The 14,622-nt window shown below is 71.8% G+C and carries 13 protein-coding genes and 2 pseudogenes; 8 read left to right on the top strand and 7 right to left on the bottom strand.

The annotated features are described in order from the left end of the window. Window positions 1-195: 195 nt before the first annotated feature. The gene (locus ACIBAG_RS44445) at window positions 196-1,242 is read right to left on the bottom strand and encodes a DUF3533 domain-containing protein (protein ID WP_399113686.1); all 1,047 of its coding nucleotides are present in this window, start codon (window positions 1,240-1,242) and stop codon (window positions 196-198) included. Between the two features lie 267 nt (window positions 1,243-1,509). Between ACIBAG_RS44445 and ACIBAG_RS44440 the strand changes: the two genes are divergently transcribed. The 3 genes and pseudogenes from ACIBAG_RS44440 to ACIBAG_RS44430 form a co-directional block, all read left to right on the top strand. Beyond that, window positions 1,510-4,962: a DNA polymerase III subunit alpha gene (locus tag ACIBAG_RS44440; RefSeq protein WP_399113685.1), complete on the top strand. Its 3,453-nt coding sequence runs from the start codon at window positions 1,510-1,512 to the stop codon at window positions 4,960-4,962. Then, window positions 4,959-5,939: a DNA polymerase thumb domain-containing protein gene (locus ACIBAG_RS44435; RefSeq protein WP_399113684.1), complete on the top strand. Its 981-nt coding sequence runs from the start codon at window positions 4,959-4,961 to the stop codon at window positions 5,937-5,939. Before ACIBAG_RS44440 ends, ACIBAG_RS44435 begins: the two co-directional genes overlap by 4 nt. 201 nt (window positions 5,940-6,140) lie before the next feature. Next, window positions 6,141-7,016: pseudogene (locus ACIBAG_RS44430) on the top strand (DNA polymerase thumb domain-containing protein); the annotation flags it as partial. Between the two features lie 15 nt (window positions 7,017-7,031). Here ACIBAG_RS44430 and ACIBAG_RS44425 read toward each other — a convergent pair. Further along, the gene (locus ACIBAG_RS44425; RefSeq protein ID WP_399113683.1) at window positions 7,032-7,406 is read right to left on the bottom strand and encodes a cupin domain-containing protein; all 375 of its coding nucleotides are present in this window, start codon (window positions 7,404-7,406) and stop codon (window positions 7,032-7,034) included. Window positions 7,407-7,506: 100 nt separating this feature from the next. Between ACIBAG_RS44425 and ACIBAG_RS44420 the strand changes: the two genes are divergently transcribed. After that, a complete protein-coding gene (locus tag ACIBAG_RS44420) occupies window positions 7,507-7,953 on the top strand; it encodes a MarR family winged helix-turn-helix transcriptional regulator (protein WP_399113682.1) in 447 nt (148 codons plus the stop codon). Between the two features lie 173 nt (window positions 7,954-8,126). After that, window positions 8,127-8,999, top strand: a complete 873-nt coding sequence (locus ACIBAG_RS44415) for an esterase/lipase family protein (protein ID WP_399113680.1) — start codon at window positions 8,127-8,129, stop codon at window positions 8,997-8,999. 128 nt (window positions 9,000-9,127) lie between these two features. Here the strand turns inward: ACIBAG_RS44415 and ACIBAG_RS44410 are convergent, their stop codons facing one another. Beyond that, entirely contained in the window at window positions 9,128-10,147 is a 1,020-nt protein-coding gene (locus ACIBAG_RS44410; RefSeq protein WP_399113688.1) for a lytic polysaccharide monooxygenase, read from the bottom strand. A gap of 180 nt (window positions 10,148-10,327) precedes the next feature. Between ACIBAG_RS44410 and ACIBAG_RS44405 the strand changes: the two genes are divergently transcribed. After that, window positions 10,328-10,777: a GNAT family N-acetyltransferase gene (locus ACIBAG_RS44405; RefSeq protein ID WP_399113679.1), complete on the top strand. Its 450-nt coding sequence runs from the start codon at window positions 10,328-10,330 to the stop codon at window positions 10,775-10,777. Between the two features lie 34 nt (window positions 10,778-10,811). Here the strand turns inward: ACIBAG_RS44405 and ACIBAG_RS44400 are convergent, their stop codons facing one another. Beyond that, window positions 10,812-10,949: a hypothetical protein gene (locus ACIBAG_RS44400; RefSeq protein ID WP_399113678.1), complete on the bottom strand. Its 138-nt coding sequence runs from the start codon at window positions 10,947-10,949 to the stop codon at window positions 10,812-10,814. 149 nt (window positions 10,950-11,098) lie between these two features. Here ACIBAG_RS44400 and ACIBAG_RS44395 point away from each other — a divergent pair. Next, a pseudogene (locus tag ACIBAG_RS44395) lies at window positions 11,099-11,734 on the top strand (class I SAM-dependent methyltransferase); the annotation flags it as partial. Between the two features lie 196 nt (window positions 11,735-11,930). Here ACIBAG_RS44395 and ACIBAG_RS44390 read toward each other — a convergent pair. Together ACIBAG_RS44390 and ACIBAG_RS44385 are read right to left on the bottom strand one after the other, a co-directional pair. Then, entirely contained in the window at window positions 11,931-12,434 is a 504-nt protein-coding gene (locus ACIBAG_RS44390) for a DUF402 domain-containing protein (protein ID WP_399113677.1), read from the bottom strand. Then, window positions 12,415-13,344 (bottom strand): GNAT family N-acetyltransferase, encoded by a 930-nt coding sequence (locus ACIBAG_RS44385; protein ID WP_399113675.1) that lies wholly within the window; start codon window positions 13,342-13,344, stop codon window positions 12,415-12,417. Before ACIBAG_RS44385 ends, ACIBAG_RS44390 begins: the two co-directional genes overlap by 20 nt. Before the next feature lie 71 nt (window positions 13,345-13,415). Here ACIBAG_RS44385 and ACIBAG_RS44380 point away from each other — a divergent pair, with 71 nt between their 5' ends. Then, on the top strand, window positions 13,416-13,784 hold the full coding sequence (locus ACIBAG_RS44380) for a GntR family transcriptional regulator (RefSeq protein WP_399113673.1): 369 nt from the start codon (window positions 13,416-13,418) through the stop codon (window positions 13,782-13,784). Between the two features lie 42 nt (window positions 13,785-13,826). On the opposite strand, the gene ACIBAG_RS44375 is transcribed toward ACIBAG_RS44380, so the two are convergent. Further along, window positions 13,827-14,600, bottom strand: a complete 774-nt coding sequence (locus tag ACIBAG_RS44375) for a DUF72 domain-containing protein (RefSeq protein WP_399113671.1) — start codon at window positions 14,598-14,600, stop codon at window positions 13,827-13,829. Window positions 14,601-14,622 lie beyond the last annotated feature (22 nt).

The following is a 14,622-nucleotide window of genomic DNA, read 5'->3' as shown; positions in this document are numbered from 1 at the left end:
GGGGGGGGCCGGGGGGCGGGCGGGGGGGGGGGGGGGGGGGGGGCGGGGGCGGGGGGTGTCCGTCCTCGGACCGGCGGCTGGGGTTGCGCGGGAGGTGCTGTTTCTTGACGCCGGCCACTGCGGGCGGACACCCCCCCGGCCCGTCCCCTTCCCGCCGTACGCGCGTGCCGGTGCGTCCCCCATCCCTTTGGGTGATTACGGCATCCTGGGCGCCCTGCCGCCCGCTCGCAGTGTCGCCGCCAGGAGTGTGACGGCGATCCCCGCCGCCGCCCACGCCGACAGCACCAGGAGTGATGCGGTCATGTCGTTGCCGTCGAAGTAGGCGATCGAGCGTGTTGCCCAGGTGCCCGCGCCGGGCGGTAGTGCTGGGCCGATGTCTCGCCAGAACGGTGGGAGCAGTGGGGGTGGGAGGGCGCCGCCCGCGCTCGGGTTGCCCAGGATGACGACGATCAGGATGACCAGGCCGATGCCGGCCATGCCGAAGATGGCCTGGAAGGCGAGCGTGGCCGCGCCGACCGCGAAGATGATCAGGGCGCCCAGGCCCCAGAGGGCGGCGATGCTGCCCGGCAGGGCGCTGAGGACGGGGCCCACGATCAGGGCGCCGCCGAGGCCGCCGACGAATGCGACCACGGCCATGGCGATGAGGCGGATCGCCGAGCGTCTGGGGGTGGGGCGGCCGGCGCCCGAGCTGATCGTCATGATCGACGCGCACAGGTAGCCGCCCACGCACCAGCCCACGGTCACGTAGAAGGACGTGAGCCCGTTGGCGTCGTGCGGGTCGGCGGGGGCCGCGTCGAGGGTGCGCAGGGTGCGTGCCTCGGATTTCTCCAGGGTGGTGACGAGGGTCTCCAGGGTGGTGGCCAGCACCCTTCCGCCGCCGGTGGCCACCAGGAGGGTGTCGGTGGTGCCGGCCGGGTTGATCAGCAGGGCGCCGTCGATCTCCCGGTTCAGGATCTGCTCGCGAGCCGTTCGTTCGTCTGGCAGGGCGCGTGGGTCGAGCGGGTCGCCGGGGAGGTTCTCCAGGTGGGTCACCGACTGCTGGGCGGCGGCCTGGGGGGCCACGACTCCGAAGGGCACGTCCTTGGGCTTCGGGTCGTGGAGTGCGCCCACATAGGAGGCGATGAAGAGCAGGTGGAGGATCACCACACCGGTCACGAGCAGGGTGGCTCGTGGAGTGACCGCGTCCTTCACCTCGGCGAGGAAGGGGCTGCGCGGAGTGCCGGTGCCGGTGGTCTGCGTCATGCCCCCACCGTCTGGGGCCTGTGGTGTTCGTGCAGGTGGGAGGCGGCCGAATGGATGTCGTACGGATGTTCTGCCCCAACTGCTCCGGCCGGCTGGGGAGTCGAGGGGGCGGGGCTTGTTTCGATCGCTGTTCGAGTCCCTGGGGGTCGATGATGTGTTCGAATTTGGGTCGCTGACCGGGGTTGATGGGGTTAGAGTAATCGAACGCGAGTACGATGAACATATCGGGCTTATGGCTTAAAAGGGGTGGAGTGATGGAGGTGCGGCATGGAGGGTTTCGCCCACGTGCACGTCGCGTCCGGTTACTCCGCCCGCTATGGCGCATCCCACCCCGAACAGCTCGTCCGGCGGGCCGCCGAGCGGGGTATGGCCGTGCTGGCGCTCACCGACCGGGACACGGTCACCGGGGCCGTGCGGTTCGCGCAGGCGTGTGCGAAGGACGGGGTCCGGCCGGTTTTCGGCATCGACCTGGCGGTGGAGGCCCTTGCGCCCCCGCCGCCCGGCCGGCGTCGCCGTACCCCGGCGCGCGGTGGTGCGTACGTCATCGAGCCGCCGCTGCGGTTCGTGCTGCTCGCGCGGAACAGGGAGGGGTGGGCGCGGCTGTGCCGTATCACGTCGGCCGCCCATGTCGGCGCTCTGTCCGGTACGCCGCCGGTGGTGCCGTGGGAGGCGTTGCGTGAGTACGGCGGTCCGGGGCTGGTGGTCCTGCTCGGGCCGCTGTCGGAGCCGGTGCGGGCGCTGTCGGTGGGGCGGGAGGACGTCGCGGTGAAGCTGCTGGCGCCGTGGAAGGAGATCTTCGGGACGGGGGTCCGGCTGGAGGCTGTGGCGCAGAAACGTTTTGGCACAGATCCGGGGTCGCTTCGGCTGGCTGCCCGAACCCTGGCGCTGGCCGATCGCACCCGCACGACCGCGGTGCTCTCCAACGCCGTCCGCTACGCCGATCCCGAACAGCATCGGCTTGCCGATGTCCTGGACGCCGCGCGGCTGCTGCGCCCCATCGACCGACGCCACCTGGACAGCGGGCAGCGCTGGCTCAAGGACGACAGGGCGATGGCGGTCGTCGCGCGGATGGTCGCCGAGTGCGCCGGAGGGGACGCCCGGCGGGCCCGCCGGCTGCTGGCGGACACCGCCGCCACGGCGGCCGCGTGCACCGTCGACCCCGGAGCGGACCTCGGGCTGGGCACGCCGCACTTCCCGGAACCGTCGCTCTTCGGCGCCGGGCCCGGAACAGGAGGAGCCGCCCAGCTGCTGCGCCGGCAGTGCGAGGCCGGCATGGCCCGGCGGGGCCTCGACCGCGACCGGACGGCGCTCGACCGGCTGGACGAAGAGCTCAAGGTGATTTCCACGCTGGACTACGACTCGTACTTCCTCGCCATAGGACAGGTCGTGGCCGACATCCGGGCCAAGGGCATCCGGGTCGCGGCCCGCGGCTCCGGCGCCGGGTCGATGGTCTGCCACGCGCTGGACATCGCCACCGCCAACCCGCTCGACCACCGGTTGCTGTTCGAACGCTTCCTGAGCGTGCGCCGGGCCTCGCTGCCCGACATCGACATCGACGTGGAGTCCGCCCGGCGCCTGGAGTGCTACGACACGATCTTCGAGCGGTTCGGCAAGGAACGGGTGGCGGTCACCGCCATGCCCGAGACCTACCGGGCCCGCCGGGCCCTGCGGGACACCGGTCTCGCGCTGGGGATCGAGCCGGCGGACGTCGACCGGATCGCCAAGAGCTTCCCGCACCTGCCCGCCTCCGACATCACCGCCGCCCTCGCCGAACTGCCCGAGCTGAGGCAGCTGGCGGGTGAGGCGGGCCGGTACGGGCCGTTGTGGGAGCTCGCCGAGGGCCTCGACTCCCTGGTCCACGGCATGGCCATGCACCCCTGCGGCGTGGTCATCAGCGACGCCACCCTCCTGGACCGGCTGCCGGTGCAGCCCACCCCGCAGGGCGACTACCCCATGGCCATGGCCGCGAAGGAGGAGATCGAGGCGCTGGGCAACATCAAGCTGGATGTCCTGGGCGTGCGCATGCAGTCCGCGATGGCCCACGCCGTCGCCGAGATCGAACGGACCACCGGCAACCGCATCGACCTGGACGACCCCGGGCAGGTGCCGCTCGACGACGTCTTCGCGTTCAAGCTCATCCAGGAGAGCCGGACCCTGGGCCTGTTCCAGCTCGAGTCGCCCGGCCAGCAGGACCTGCTGTCCCGGCTGCAGCCGCGCGATGTGCAGGACGTCATCGCCGACATCAGCCTCTTCCGGCCCGGGCCGGTCGCCGGCGGCATGCCCGAGCGGTACATCGCCGCCCGGCACGGCGGCAGACCGTCGTACGCCCATCCGGACCTGGAGCCGGTGCTCGCCGACACCTACGGCGTGACCATCTGGCACGAGCAGATCATCGAGACGCTGTCGGTGATGACCGGCTGCGACCGGGCCTTCGCGGAGATCACCAGGCGGGCCCTCGGCGACAAGGGGCAACTGCCCAGGATCAAGGACTGGTTCCACGAGCGGGCACGCGCGCGTGGCTACAGCGCGGCCGTCCTGGACGAGGTCTGGAAGACCGTCGAGGCCTTCGGGGCGTACGGCTTCTGCCGCGCCCACGCGGTCGCGTTCGCCGTACCGGCGCTGCAGAGCGCCTGGCTCAAGGCGCACTATCCGGCGTTCCTGCTGGCGGGCCTGCTCGAACACGACCCCGGGATGTGGCCCAAGCGGGTCCTCGTCTCCGACGCCCGTCGCAGTGGGGTGCCCGTGCTGCCGGTCGACGTCAACCGCTCCCGGGTGAAGCACACCGTGGAGAAGGCCGACGGGGACCAGTGGGGCGTACGGCTCGCCCTGTCCGCGGTGCACGGCATCAGCGAGGACGAGTGCGCGCGGATCGAGGAGGGGCAGCCGTACGGATCGCTGTCGGACTTCTGGCAGCGGGCCCGGCCCAGCAGGCCCGTCGCCGAGCGTCTCGCGGAGATCGGCGCCCTGAACCCTCTGCACGACGGCCGGCTCACCCGGCGTGATCTGCTGCTCCAGATCGCCGAGTTGCACCGGCAGTCCCGGTCCCGGTCCGCGCACGAGGGCCAGTTGCCCATCGTCGCGGGCGCCGTCGGCGGGGCGGAGCCCAGCGGGCTGCCGGAGATGACCGGGCGGGAGGCGCTGAGCGCGGAGCTGAGCACCCTCGGCATCGATGTCTCCAGGCATCTGATGGAGCACCACCACCGGCTGCTGCGGGAGATCGGCGCGACCGACGCGGCGCATCTGGCCGGACTGCGGGCCGGTCAGCAGGTGCTGGTCGCCGGTGTGCGGGCCTCGACCCAGACCCCGCCGATCGCGAGCGGCAAGCGCATCATCTTCGTCACCCTGGAGGACGGCTCCGGCCTGGTCGACCTGGCCTTCTTCGAGGACTCGCACCCGGCCTGCGCGCACACCGTCTTCCACAGCGGGCTGCTGCTGGTGCGCGGCACGGTCCAGGTGCGCGGCACCCGCCGTACCGTCGTCGGCGCCATGGCCTGGGACCTGGACGAGATCGCCGCCGCCCGTCGCGACAACGGTCCCGAGGCCGCGCTCGCCCTCCTCGGCGAGACCCGCCCGCACCCGACCCCCGCCCAGCCGCACCGCACCCTGGTCAACGGCACGACAGGGGCCCGGCTGCATCCGTACGCCGACCTGCAGCCCGCCGGCACCGGCTCGGCCGACCTGAAGAAGTTCGGCCACCGCAGCTCGGGGAGTGCGGGATGAGCACACGTCAGCGGCACATCGCCCACCTCCATCTGCACGCGGCGCTCACCGAGGCCCAGTACGGTGATGTAATCGAACTGATGTCCGGTGTCACGCCTCATGTGCAGGCCGTTCCGCCCGACGCCGTCCAGCTCGACCTGACGTCGGCGCTCAGGTACTTCGGCCTCTCTCCCTACGACCTGGTCCAGACGACGATGATGAGACTGAAGCTCCTCTACGGCATCGACTGCAGCGCCGGGCTCGCGGGCAATCGGATGCTGGCGGCGATGGCGGCCGACGCGTCCGCGCCGGGCGAGACCACCTGGGTCCCCGCCGAGCGGGCCGCCGACTGGCTCCACCCCCGCCCGGTCACCGCGCTGCCCGGTATCGGCCGCGCCACGGCGTCGACCCTCGGCAGATACGGCCTGCACACCATCGGCCAGATCACCGAACTGCCCTCGGCGACCCTGCAACGGCTCCTCGGCGCCGGCCAGGCCCGGCTGCTGGCCGAGCGCGCCCGCGGCCACGACCCCCGCCCGGTCACCCCATCGGAACCCGCGGAGCACCTGGTCGCCGACCTGGTGCTGGAACGGGACTGCCTCGATCCCGCAGGGCATCACCGTGCGGTCCTGGGGCTCGCCGAGCAGCTCGGCGGGCGCCTGCGCGGCGAAGGGCGGATCGCGAGCCGGCTCACCCTCACGGTGCGGTACGCCGACCGCAGCTCCAGCACGCGCACGCGTGCGCTGCCGGAACCCACCCACCACTCACCCGCCCTCGCCGCGACCGCACTCGGTCTGCTGACCTCCCTCGGACTGCAGCGGGCACGCGTTCGCGCCTACGCGATCCGCGCCGACGGTCTGCTGCCGGCCGAGAGCGCCTACTGGCAACTCTCCCTGGATCCCGGTGACGCCCGGGCCCGCGCGGCCGAAGCCGCCGCGGACCGCGCCCGACGGCGCTTCGGACCGCAGGCCGTACGGCCCGCGACGCTCGCGGACTGATCACATGCGCCGGGAACGCCGTCCGCCGACGCCTGACGCCAAGGCCTGTCCGGCGGTCGGGAATCACGGGAAAGGGCCCGGGCCGGGTGAATCCAAAAGGCCCGCGGGATACGAACCGAACCCGTGGGCCGATCCGCGACCGGCGGGTCGAACGCCTTTACGAGTACGGAAGTTGTGGCACCAGAGCCCGGGGAGTGCGGGATGACCATCCTCTGCGTACGTTTCCAGCTGCCGCCGGCGGGCGAGGCGGCGACCCTGCCGGGGCTGCTCCGGTTACTGGAGGACTTCACGCCGGTCGTGGAGGCGCTGCCGCCGGACGGCGCGCTGGCCGATCTGCGGGGTGCCGAGCGGCACTTCGGGCGCGGTGTGGTCGAGCTGGCCTCGGTGATCCGGGCACGTGCGCTCGCCCAGCACGGGGTCGACTGCGCGATCGGCGCCGGGCCGGGGCCGATGCTGGCCCGCGTGGCGCTGCGGGAGGCCGGGCCGGGGGAGACATGTGCCGTCCCCGAGGGCGCCGTCGCGGAGTTCCTCGCCGGGAAGCCCGTGGCCGCGCTGCCCGGCGTCGGCGCCGCGACGGCCCGCACTCTGCGCGAGTCCGGCCTCGACACCCTCGGCCTGGTCGCCGCCGCACCCCTGTCCACGCTCCAACGCCTGCTCGGCTCGGGGGTCGGCCGTGAGTTGCGCGAGAAGGCGAGCGGGATCGACCGGGGCCGGGTCGTCCCGAACGCCGTGTCGCGCTCGCTGGTCACGGAACGCCCCTTCACCCGCGAGGAGCCGGACTCCGCCGGGCACCGCCACGTCCTCCTCTCGGCCGCCGAGGAGCTGGGCGCCCGGCTGCGTGCCCTCGGCAAGGTCTGCCGCGCTCTGACCCTCACCGTGCGCTACACCGACCGCTCCGCGGCGACCCGCAGTCGTGGCTTGACGGAACCGACGGCCGCCCCGGCCGTGCTGACCAGGGCCGCGTACGACATGTACGACGTCCTCGGCCCCCGGCACACCCGCGTCCGTGCCCTCGCCCTGCGCGCCGAGGACCTCGACCTCGCCGAGCGGGCCGCCGGTCGGCTCACCTTCGACCCGCTCGCCGCCCAGGGTTCAGTTCGCCCACGGCGGCGTGATCCGCGTGCCGTCGGCCAGCTCCGCCGTCAGGCCTGTGGACGTGGTGACCCAGGTGACGGCGGTCCGGTCGGCCGGGTTCTCGACGGTCAGGGTCGCGCCCGCATTGACGATCAGGGTGTCGCCTGAACCGATCCGCTCGGTGCGGTCGTCGAGCGTGATCAGCAGCTCACCGTCGAGCAGGTGGAGGATCTCCTCCCGGCTGACGGTGTGCGCGGGCGCCTTGGTGCCGGCCGGGATCTCGCCGCGCCAGGCGCACAGCTCCTTGCTACCGGTGCGAGGGGTGGCGTACGAGACGAAGCGGGCGCCGTGGATTTCATGGGTGACGGCTTCGGACGCGCGGATCACGGGCATCTGGACTTCTGTTCATGAAGTAGTCAAGCAGCTTGACTATGCGGGCTAGAGCTATGGTCAAGCCGCTTGACCAATTCGTCAAGGGTGTTTCAATGCCTGCGTGCGCAACTCCGAAGCCATGGCCCTGTCCGCAGCCCTGCTCGCCGTCGCCGGTGAGCTCACGCAACGCATCCATGACGGCGTGGTCGCCCGTGGCTTCGAGGGGCTGCGGCCCGCCCACGGCTTTGCGTTCGCCCGGCTCGCCCCGGACGGTGCCACGGTCACCGACCTCGCCGTCCATCTCGGCGTGACCAAGCAGGCCGCCAGTCAGCTCGTCGACGAGATCGTGCGCAAGGGGTACGCCGAGCGCCGGCCGCATCCGGGGGACGCACGTGCCCGTCTGATCGTGCTGACCGAGCGAGGGCGGGCCTGCACCCGTGCGGCCGAGGAGGCGGCCGCGGACGCTGTGCGGGCGTGGGGTGAGGTGCTGGGTGAGGGTGAAATGCGGGCGCTGCTCGAGCAATTGGCGCGCATCTCTCCCAATGGGCCCATCAGGCCCGCCTGGTGACGGTCCGTCAGTGATGATGTCCCGCCGCTGACTATCACTGGAAGTTTTTACTGACGCGTAACTTCACACGTCTACTACTCGCCCGTAACTTGACGAGTGAACAGCATCCTCGTGATCCGGATCACAGGGCGTAAGGCAGTCGCACCTCCCTTGAGCCGCAAGGAGATCACCCGATGCTGCCCTGGAAACGAGTGCTCAGACCCCTGGCCGCGCTGCTGCTGACCGCCGCGGTCGCCGTCGTCCCCGCCGCCACCACCGCCCAGGCGGCCGAAGCGACGGCGACCTCGAACAGTGGCTGGAACGACTACTCCTGCAAGCCGTCCGCCGCCCACCCCCGCCCCGTCGTCCTCGTGCACGGCACCTTCGCCAACTCCGTCGACAACTGGCTGGGCCTCGCCCCCTACTTGAAGAACCGGGGCTACTGCGTCTTCTCCCTCGACTACGGCCAGCTGCCGGGCGTGCCGTTCTTCCATGCGCTCGGCCCCATCGACAAGTCGGCGGAGCAACTGTCCGCCTACGTCGACAAGGTGCTCGCCGCGACCGGCGCCGCCGAGGCCGACCTGGTCGGCCACTCGCAGGGCGGCATGATGCCCCGCTACTACCTCAAGTTCCTCGGCGGCGCCGCCAAGGTGAACGCCCTGGTCGGCATCGCGCCCAACAACCACGGCACCACCCTGGCCGGGCTCACCAACCTGCTGCCCTACTTCCCCGGCGCCGAGGACCTGCTCTCCACCGCCACGCCCGCCCTCGCCCAGCAGGTCGTCGGATCCGACTTCATGACCAGGCTCAACGCCGGCGGCGACACCGTCCCCGGCGTCCGCTACACGGTCATCGCCACCAAGTACGACGAGGTGGTCACGCCATACCGGAGTCAGTTCCTGAGCGGGCCCGACGTGAAGAACGTCCTGATCCAGGATCTGTGCGCGGTCGATCTGTCCGAGCACGCGTTCCTGGGCCTGACCGACCGGATCGCCTTCCACGAGGTGGCCAACGCGCTCGACCCGGCCCGCGCCACCCCCACCACCTGCGCGTCGGCGATCGGCTGAGCACGTCAGTTCCTGAATACATGGGGCCTCGAGGCCTTGAGCACGCGAGCGTTTGAGTACGGACACACCACCGGGGCCTGACCGGCCTGAGCCGCCGGTCAGGCCCCGGAGCCTTTGGAGCAGCCGGATCAGCGGCCGTGCCGGCCTGCGGCCGCGCGCCTGCGCACCGACGCGAACAGGACCGCCGAGCCGAGCGCCAACGTCGCCGCACCGCCCATCGCCAGATACGCCGTGCCGCTGTCCCCGCCCGTCTCGGCGAGGTTCTCGGTGGCGCCGGCGGCCTTCGGCTGGTTGGCGGACCGCACCTCCCCGGCCGCCGCGGCCGGCTCCGCCGACGTACCGGCGTCCTGGTCACCGTGGCCGTTGTGCTCGATCGTCGACTTGTCGGTACCGGCCTCGATCTGTTCTTCAGAGGGCGCCGAGGCGCTCGGGGCCGCCTCGGCCTCGTCGCCGTTGCCGCCACTGCCGGAGCTGCCTGAGCTGTCGGTGCCGCCGCCCGAGCCGTCGCCGCCACCGCCGAAGGTGACGTCCGAGCAGGAGTAGAACGCCTCCGGGCTGTCCGAGCGCTGCCAGACCGCGTACAGCAGCTGCTTGCCGGAGCGCTCGGGCAGGGTGCCGGAGAACGTGTAGAAACCGCCCGAGGCCGCCGGGTCGGTGGCCGTCGCCACCGGGTTCGCCAGGTCCAGGTCGTCCCAGGCCGGCGGCTTCGTGGGGTCGTAGCCCGGCTTGGTGATGTAGACCTTGAACGTGCCCTTGTGCGGGGCGGTCACGCGGTACTTGAAGGTGTACGACCCACTGCTCACGCTCGTCGCCGGCCAGTCGGCGCGGGCCAGGTCGAGGCCCTTGAACTCCTCGCTGTTCGCGCTGCACAGCCTGCCGTCCGGGATCAGCTCCTGGTGGCGGCCGGCCGCGTCGCCGATGCGGATGCCGTTCCAGTCGTAGAGGGCCTGCGTGCCGCCCGCGGCGACCGCCGCCTTGCACGCGTCGGACTTCGGGCTCTCGGGGCCCTCCGCGTAGCACTGCGAGACCCGGCTGACCGGGTCGCCCATCGAACCGTGCGCCGAGGCGGGCGCGGCGGCGAGGGCGGTCAGGGCGAGCGGGGTCAGGCCGACGACGGCGACCGCGGCGGCCCTGCGGCGTCGGGGCATCCCCTGCTCGAACGCGGTTGAGAGCTTGGGGAAGGGCATGGGGGATCTCCTCGGAACCGGAACTGGTGGGTGCCGGATCCAAGAAACCGTGAAATCGCCTGTCGCAGGGGGTTCGAGGCGATCTTTAGGGTCGCCTTAAGGGAGTGCTCAGACTGAGATCAGGTAGGTAGCGTTCAGGCCATGACGAGCGAGGAGATCCGGCCCGCCACGGCCGCCGACGTACCGGCCGTGAAGGCCGTGACGGACGCGGCCTTCACGCCCTACATCGAGCGCATCGGCGTGGTCCCGGTGCCCATGGAGGCGGACCACGCGGCGAACGTGGCCGCGGGGAAGGTGTTCGTGACGGGCGATCCCGTGACCGGGCTCGTCGTGGTCGAGGCACGCGAGGACCATTTGTTCCTCGACAGCATCGCCGTCCACCCCGACGCACATGGCAGGGGCGTGGGGCGGCGGCTGCTGCACTTCGTGGACGCACGCGCGCGTGCACTGGGTCTGCACGAAGTCAGGCTCTATACGAACGCGATGATGTGGGAGAACCAGAAGATCTACCCGAAGTTCGGCTACGAGTTGACCGAGCGTCGCGAGGACGGGCCGTACGACCGTATCCACTACCGCAAGCGGCTTGCCTGACGCGTCTCCGATTTTTTTCGACCGGCGGGGCGTTTCAGCCGTCCGGCCACCAGGTTCGTGCGATGTCCTCGCGGACCTCCGGTCGTCCCGAGGGGCGCTCGTCGGCCTCCTCCCGGACCCGGCGGGCATCCGACTTCCGCTTCAGGGGCTTCTGCACGGTCACACGGCGCATGGCTGCCTCCTTCAGGGTCCACCGAGTTCCTCGTTCTCGTGGAGGTAGACCCTTTTGCGGAGAGTTCCTCATCGCCGCTGGTCCTGTCAGTGGCGGTTGTCACCATTCGACTGTCAGTGGCGGGTGTCACTCTTGGCCGCATGACCGACATGACGAATGGTGAGGACGCCGTCACAGGGACGGACATGGACGGGGCGGGCACGACCGGGGCGGACCTGGACTGGGACGCGGCGGCCGCCTCCTTCGACGACGAGCCGGACCACGGCCTGCGCGACCCCGAGGTGCGCCGCGCCTGGGCCGCCCGGCTGCGGTCCTGGCTGCCCGAGCGCCCGTCCGACGTCCTCGACCTCGGCTGCGGCACCGGCAGCATGTCGCTCCTCGCCGCCGAGCAGGGGCACCGGGTCACCGGAGTGGATCTGTCCCCGGCGATGGTGGACCTCGCCCGCGCCAAGCTCGCCGGACGTCACGCGGTGTTCCTCGTCGGTGACGCGGCGGCCCCGCCGGTGGGGGAGGAGCGGTTCGACGTGGTGCTGGTACGGCATGTGCTGTGGGCGTTGCCCGACCCCGCGCGCGTGCTGTGGCACTGGGCGGGGCTGCTGCGCCCCGGAGCGCGGCTGGTGCTGGTCCAGGGCGTGTGGGGGACGGTCACCCCGGTCGGCATACCGGCGGACCGGCTCACCGAGCTCCTGGCCCCGCTGACGGAGCGCGTGCGCGTGGAGCGGCTGTCGGACGACGAACTGCTGTGGGGGAGGGCCGTGGACGACGAGCGGTACGCCGTGGTGGCCGATCTCGCCTGCGTCGCGGGCCCTGGCACGCGCTCCCCCAAGCTCTTCGAGCAGGGGGTACCCCCAGCCGCGTTGTCGTCGGTTGCCGACTCCCCCACGCTCGAACAACCTCGCGCGGGGGCACCCCCATCGCCCCCGGCTCGGGTCGGCTGAAAAGCGCAGTACCTCTCAGCCGACCTGATCCAAACGACAGGCCCTAGTCCAGCAGCGACTCCAGGCCGCCGTCGGCGGTGGCGAACACCTCCAGCTCGTCCAGCGCCGTCACCGCCGCCGCGGCGGCCTCGGGATCCGTCTCCGCCAGGCCGCTCTCGGCGAACTCGTCCTCGTCCAGGCGTCGTACGTCCGTGCCGTCCGCGGAGCGCCACAGGTCCAGGTCGAGGTCCTCGACGACCAGCTCGCCGCCGGACAGCGTGGCCGGGCGGGTGACGTCGCAGTACCAGCCCTTGAGGGCGCCCACGGCGTCGCGGACCTCCTTCACGGCGTACCAGCGGTCGCGCCAGTAGTACTCGGTGAAGACGTCGCCCGGCTCGAAACGGACGAAGCCGAAGTCGCGGACTCCGGCGCCGGACCAGGGGGCGCGGACGACGATGCGGGTACCGTCGTCGTTGAGCAGTTCGGCCGCGTAACGGATCTTCGTACGGCCGCCCTTGACGAGCACCACGTCCAGCCGGCTCGACCGGTCAGCCGAGTTCGCGGACATACCGCACCTCCGTCGCGCAGATCTCGTAGCCGAACCACTTGTTGATCGCCAGCATAGGTTCGTTGTCGGCGTCGTTGCCGGTGAACGCCTCCCTGTAGCCGGCGGCCCGGGCGCGGTGCAGGGAGTCGTTCTTGGCGAGCTTGGCCAGGCCCCGGCCGCGGAAGGCGCGCGCGGTGCCGGTCATCGCCGTGGAGTAGCGGGTGGCGCGGTCCGTATAGGCGGCGCTGAAGGCGACGGGGCGGCCGTCGACCACGGCGACCGACGTCAGGTCCAGGTCGAGGAGGGGGTGCTTCCAGGTCTCCTCGACCCAGATGCCGTAGTCGGTGAACTCGGCGCCGACGTCGCTCGGTTCGTCCGACGTCGTCTCCGCGTCCAGCTCGAACATCGGGCGCGGGTCGTCCGCGAAGTCGGCGGCCGTGCGCAGCTCGACGCCCGCCGGGAGCTCCGGGAGCGGGGGCAGCGCCCCGCCCGCCAGGTCCAGGCACAGGAAGTGGGCGGAGCGGCTCGCGCGGTAGCCGTGCCGCTCGGCGAACGCGCGATTGCCCGGCTCGTCGAGAACCCAGGAGAACAGCTTGCTCGCACCCAGCGCGGTCAGGTGCTCCTCGGCGGCCCGGACCAGGAGCGCGCCGGCGCCACGGCGCGTGCGGTCCGGCCGCACATAGATGTTGAGGTAGCCCTGTCCCGGCTCCGGGCTGTCGTACGCGATGCCGACCTGGGCCGTGCCGATCGTCTCGCCGTCCTCCTCCGCGACGAGGGAGCGGTAGTGGGCGTCGGGGTGGGTGTGGGCCTGGCGGTGGGTGATGGCTTCCGGCGTCCACAGGACGTAGGGGAGAGCGAGGTGGCGGCTGTGGGCGAAGCGCTCGACATCGGCGGGCACTTCGGGGCGGAGGTCGCGCACGGTCACTGTCATGAAGGCGCACGCTACGTGGGGATGCGCGGAGGATGCCTCTCATTTTCCGGCGGGTACGGGACAATCGGCCTGTGACCTTGAAGATCCACATCGACGACAGTGCCGCGCCGTACGAGCAGGTGCGGGCGCAGATCTCCGAGCAGGCGCGGTCGGGCGTGCTGCCGGTGGGGTACCGGCTGCCGACCGTGCGGGGGTTGGCGGAGTCGCTGGGGCTGGCGGCCAACACGGTCGCCAAGGCGTACCGGGCGCTGGAGAGCGACGGGGTGATCGAGACACGGGGGCGCCACGGCACGTTCGTGGCGGCCGCCGGCTCGGCCGCGGAGCGTGAGCTGGCGGCGGCCGCGCAGACGTACGCGGAGCGGGCTCGGCGGCTCGGGCTCACGGAGGCGGCTGCGTTGGCCGCTGTGCGGGATGCCCTGCGGGCGGCTTACGGGGAGTAGGGCGTTGCCCTGTCGGGGGTTGAGCAGGGTTGGGCACCGTTGCTAGGCAGGTGACGGGAGCTGCTGTGGCGTGCGCGTCGGTTCCAGGCCCGCCCTTGCCGCCACCCCCGCGAACGTCATCGCGTCCTCCACCGCCGCCCCCGTCGGGTCGTTGTTGAAGTACGCGTACACGTCCTCCGCGCCGGACCAGGTGTCCGCGATGCGGTGGGCCCAGGTGTCCAGGGCCTGGCGGCCGTAGTGCGGCCAGCGTCGGGCGCGGCCCTGGTGGAAGCGGACGTAGCCCCAGTCGGTGGTGCGCCACAGCGGGGTCACGGGGCGGGACTCGACGTCGGCCCAGCACAGGGCCGCGCCCCGGGACTCCAGCACCTCGCGCACCTCGGGCGTCCACCAGCTGTCGTGCCGGGGTTCGACGGCGACTCGGGTACGCGCGGGGAAGCACGCCAGGCAGGCGTCCAGCAGGTCGGTGTCCGCCCGCAGGGTGGGCGGCAGCTGGAGGAGCACCGGGCCCAGGCGGGGGCCCAGGCCCTCCGCGTGCGTCATCAGGCGGGTCACCGGCTCCTCGGGATCACGTAGCCGCTTGATGTGGGTCAGGTAGCGGCTCGCCTTCACCGCGACCACGAAGTCACCCGGCACTCGGTCCCGCCACGCCTCGAAGTTCTCCCGGGAGGGCAGCCGGTAGAAGGCGTTGTTGATCTCGACCGTGGCGAAGGCCGCCGTGTACTCCTCCAGCCACAGGCGCATGGGGACGCCGGACGGATACAGGACGTCCCGCCAGTCCCGGTACTGCCACCCCGACGTGCCGACGAACAGGGTCATACGTCCATCAAAGCACTGCAGA

The organism is Streptomyces sp. NPDC051243, from assembly GCF_044455405.1.
Taxonomy (GTDB): domain Bacteria; phylum Actinomycetota; class Actinomycetes; order Streptomycetales; family Streptomycetaceae; genus Streptomyces.
Note: the sequence above shows the minus strand (reverse complement) of the source record. Positions and strands in the feature narration are given on the sequence as shown.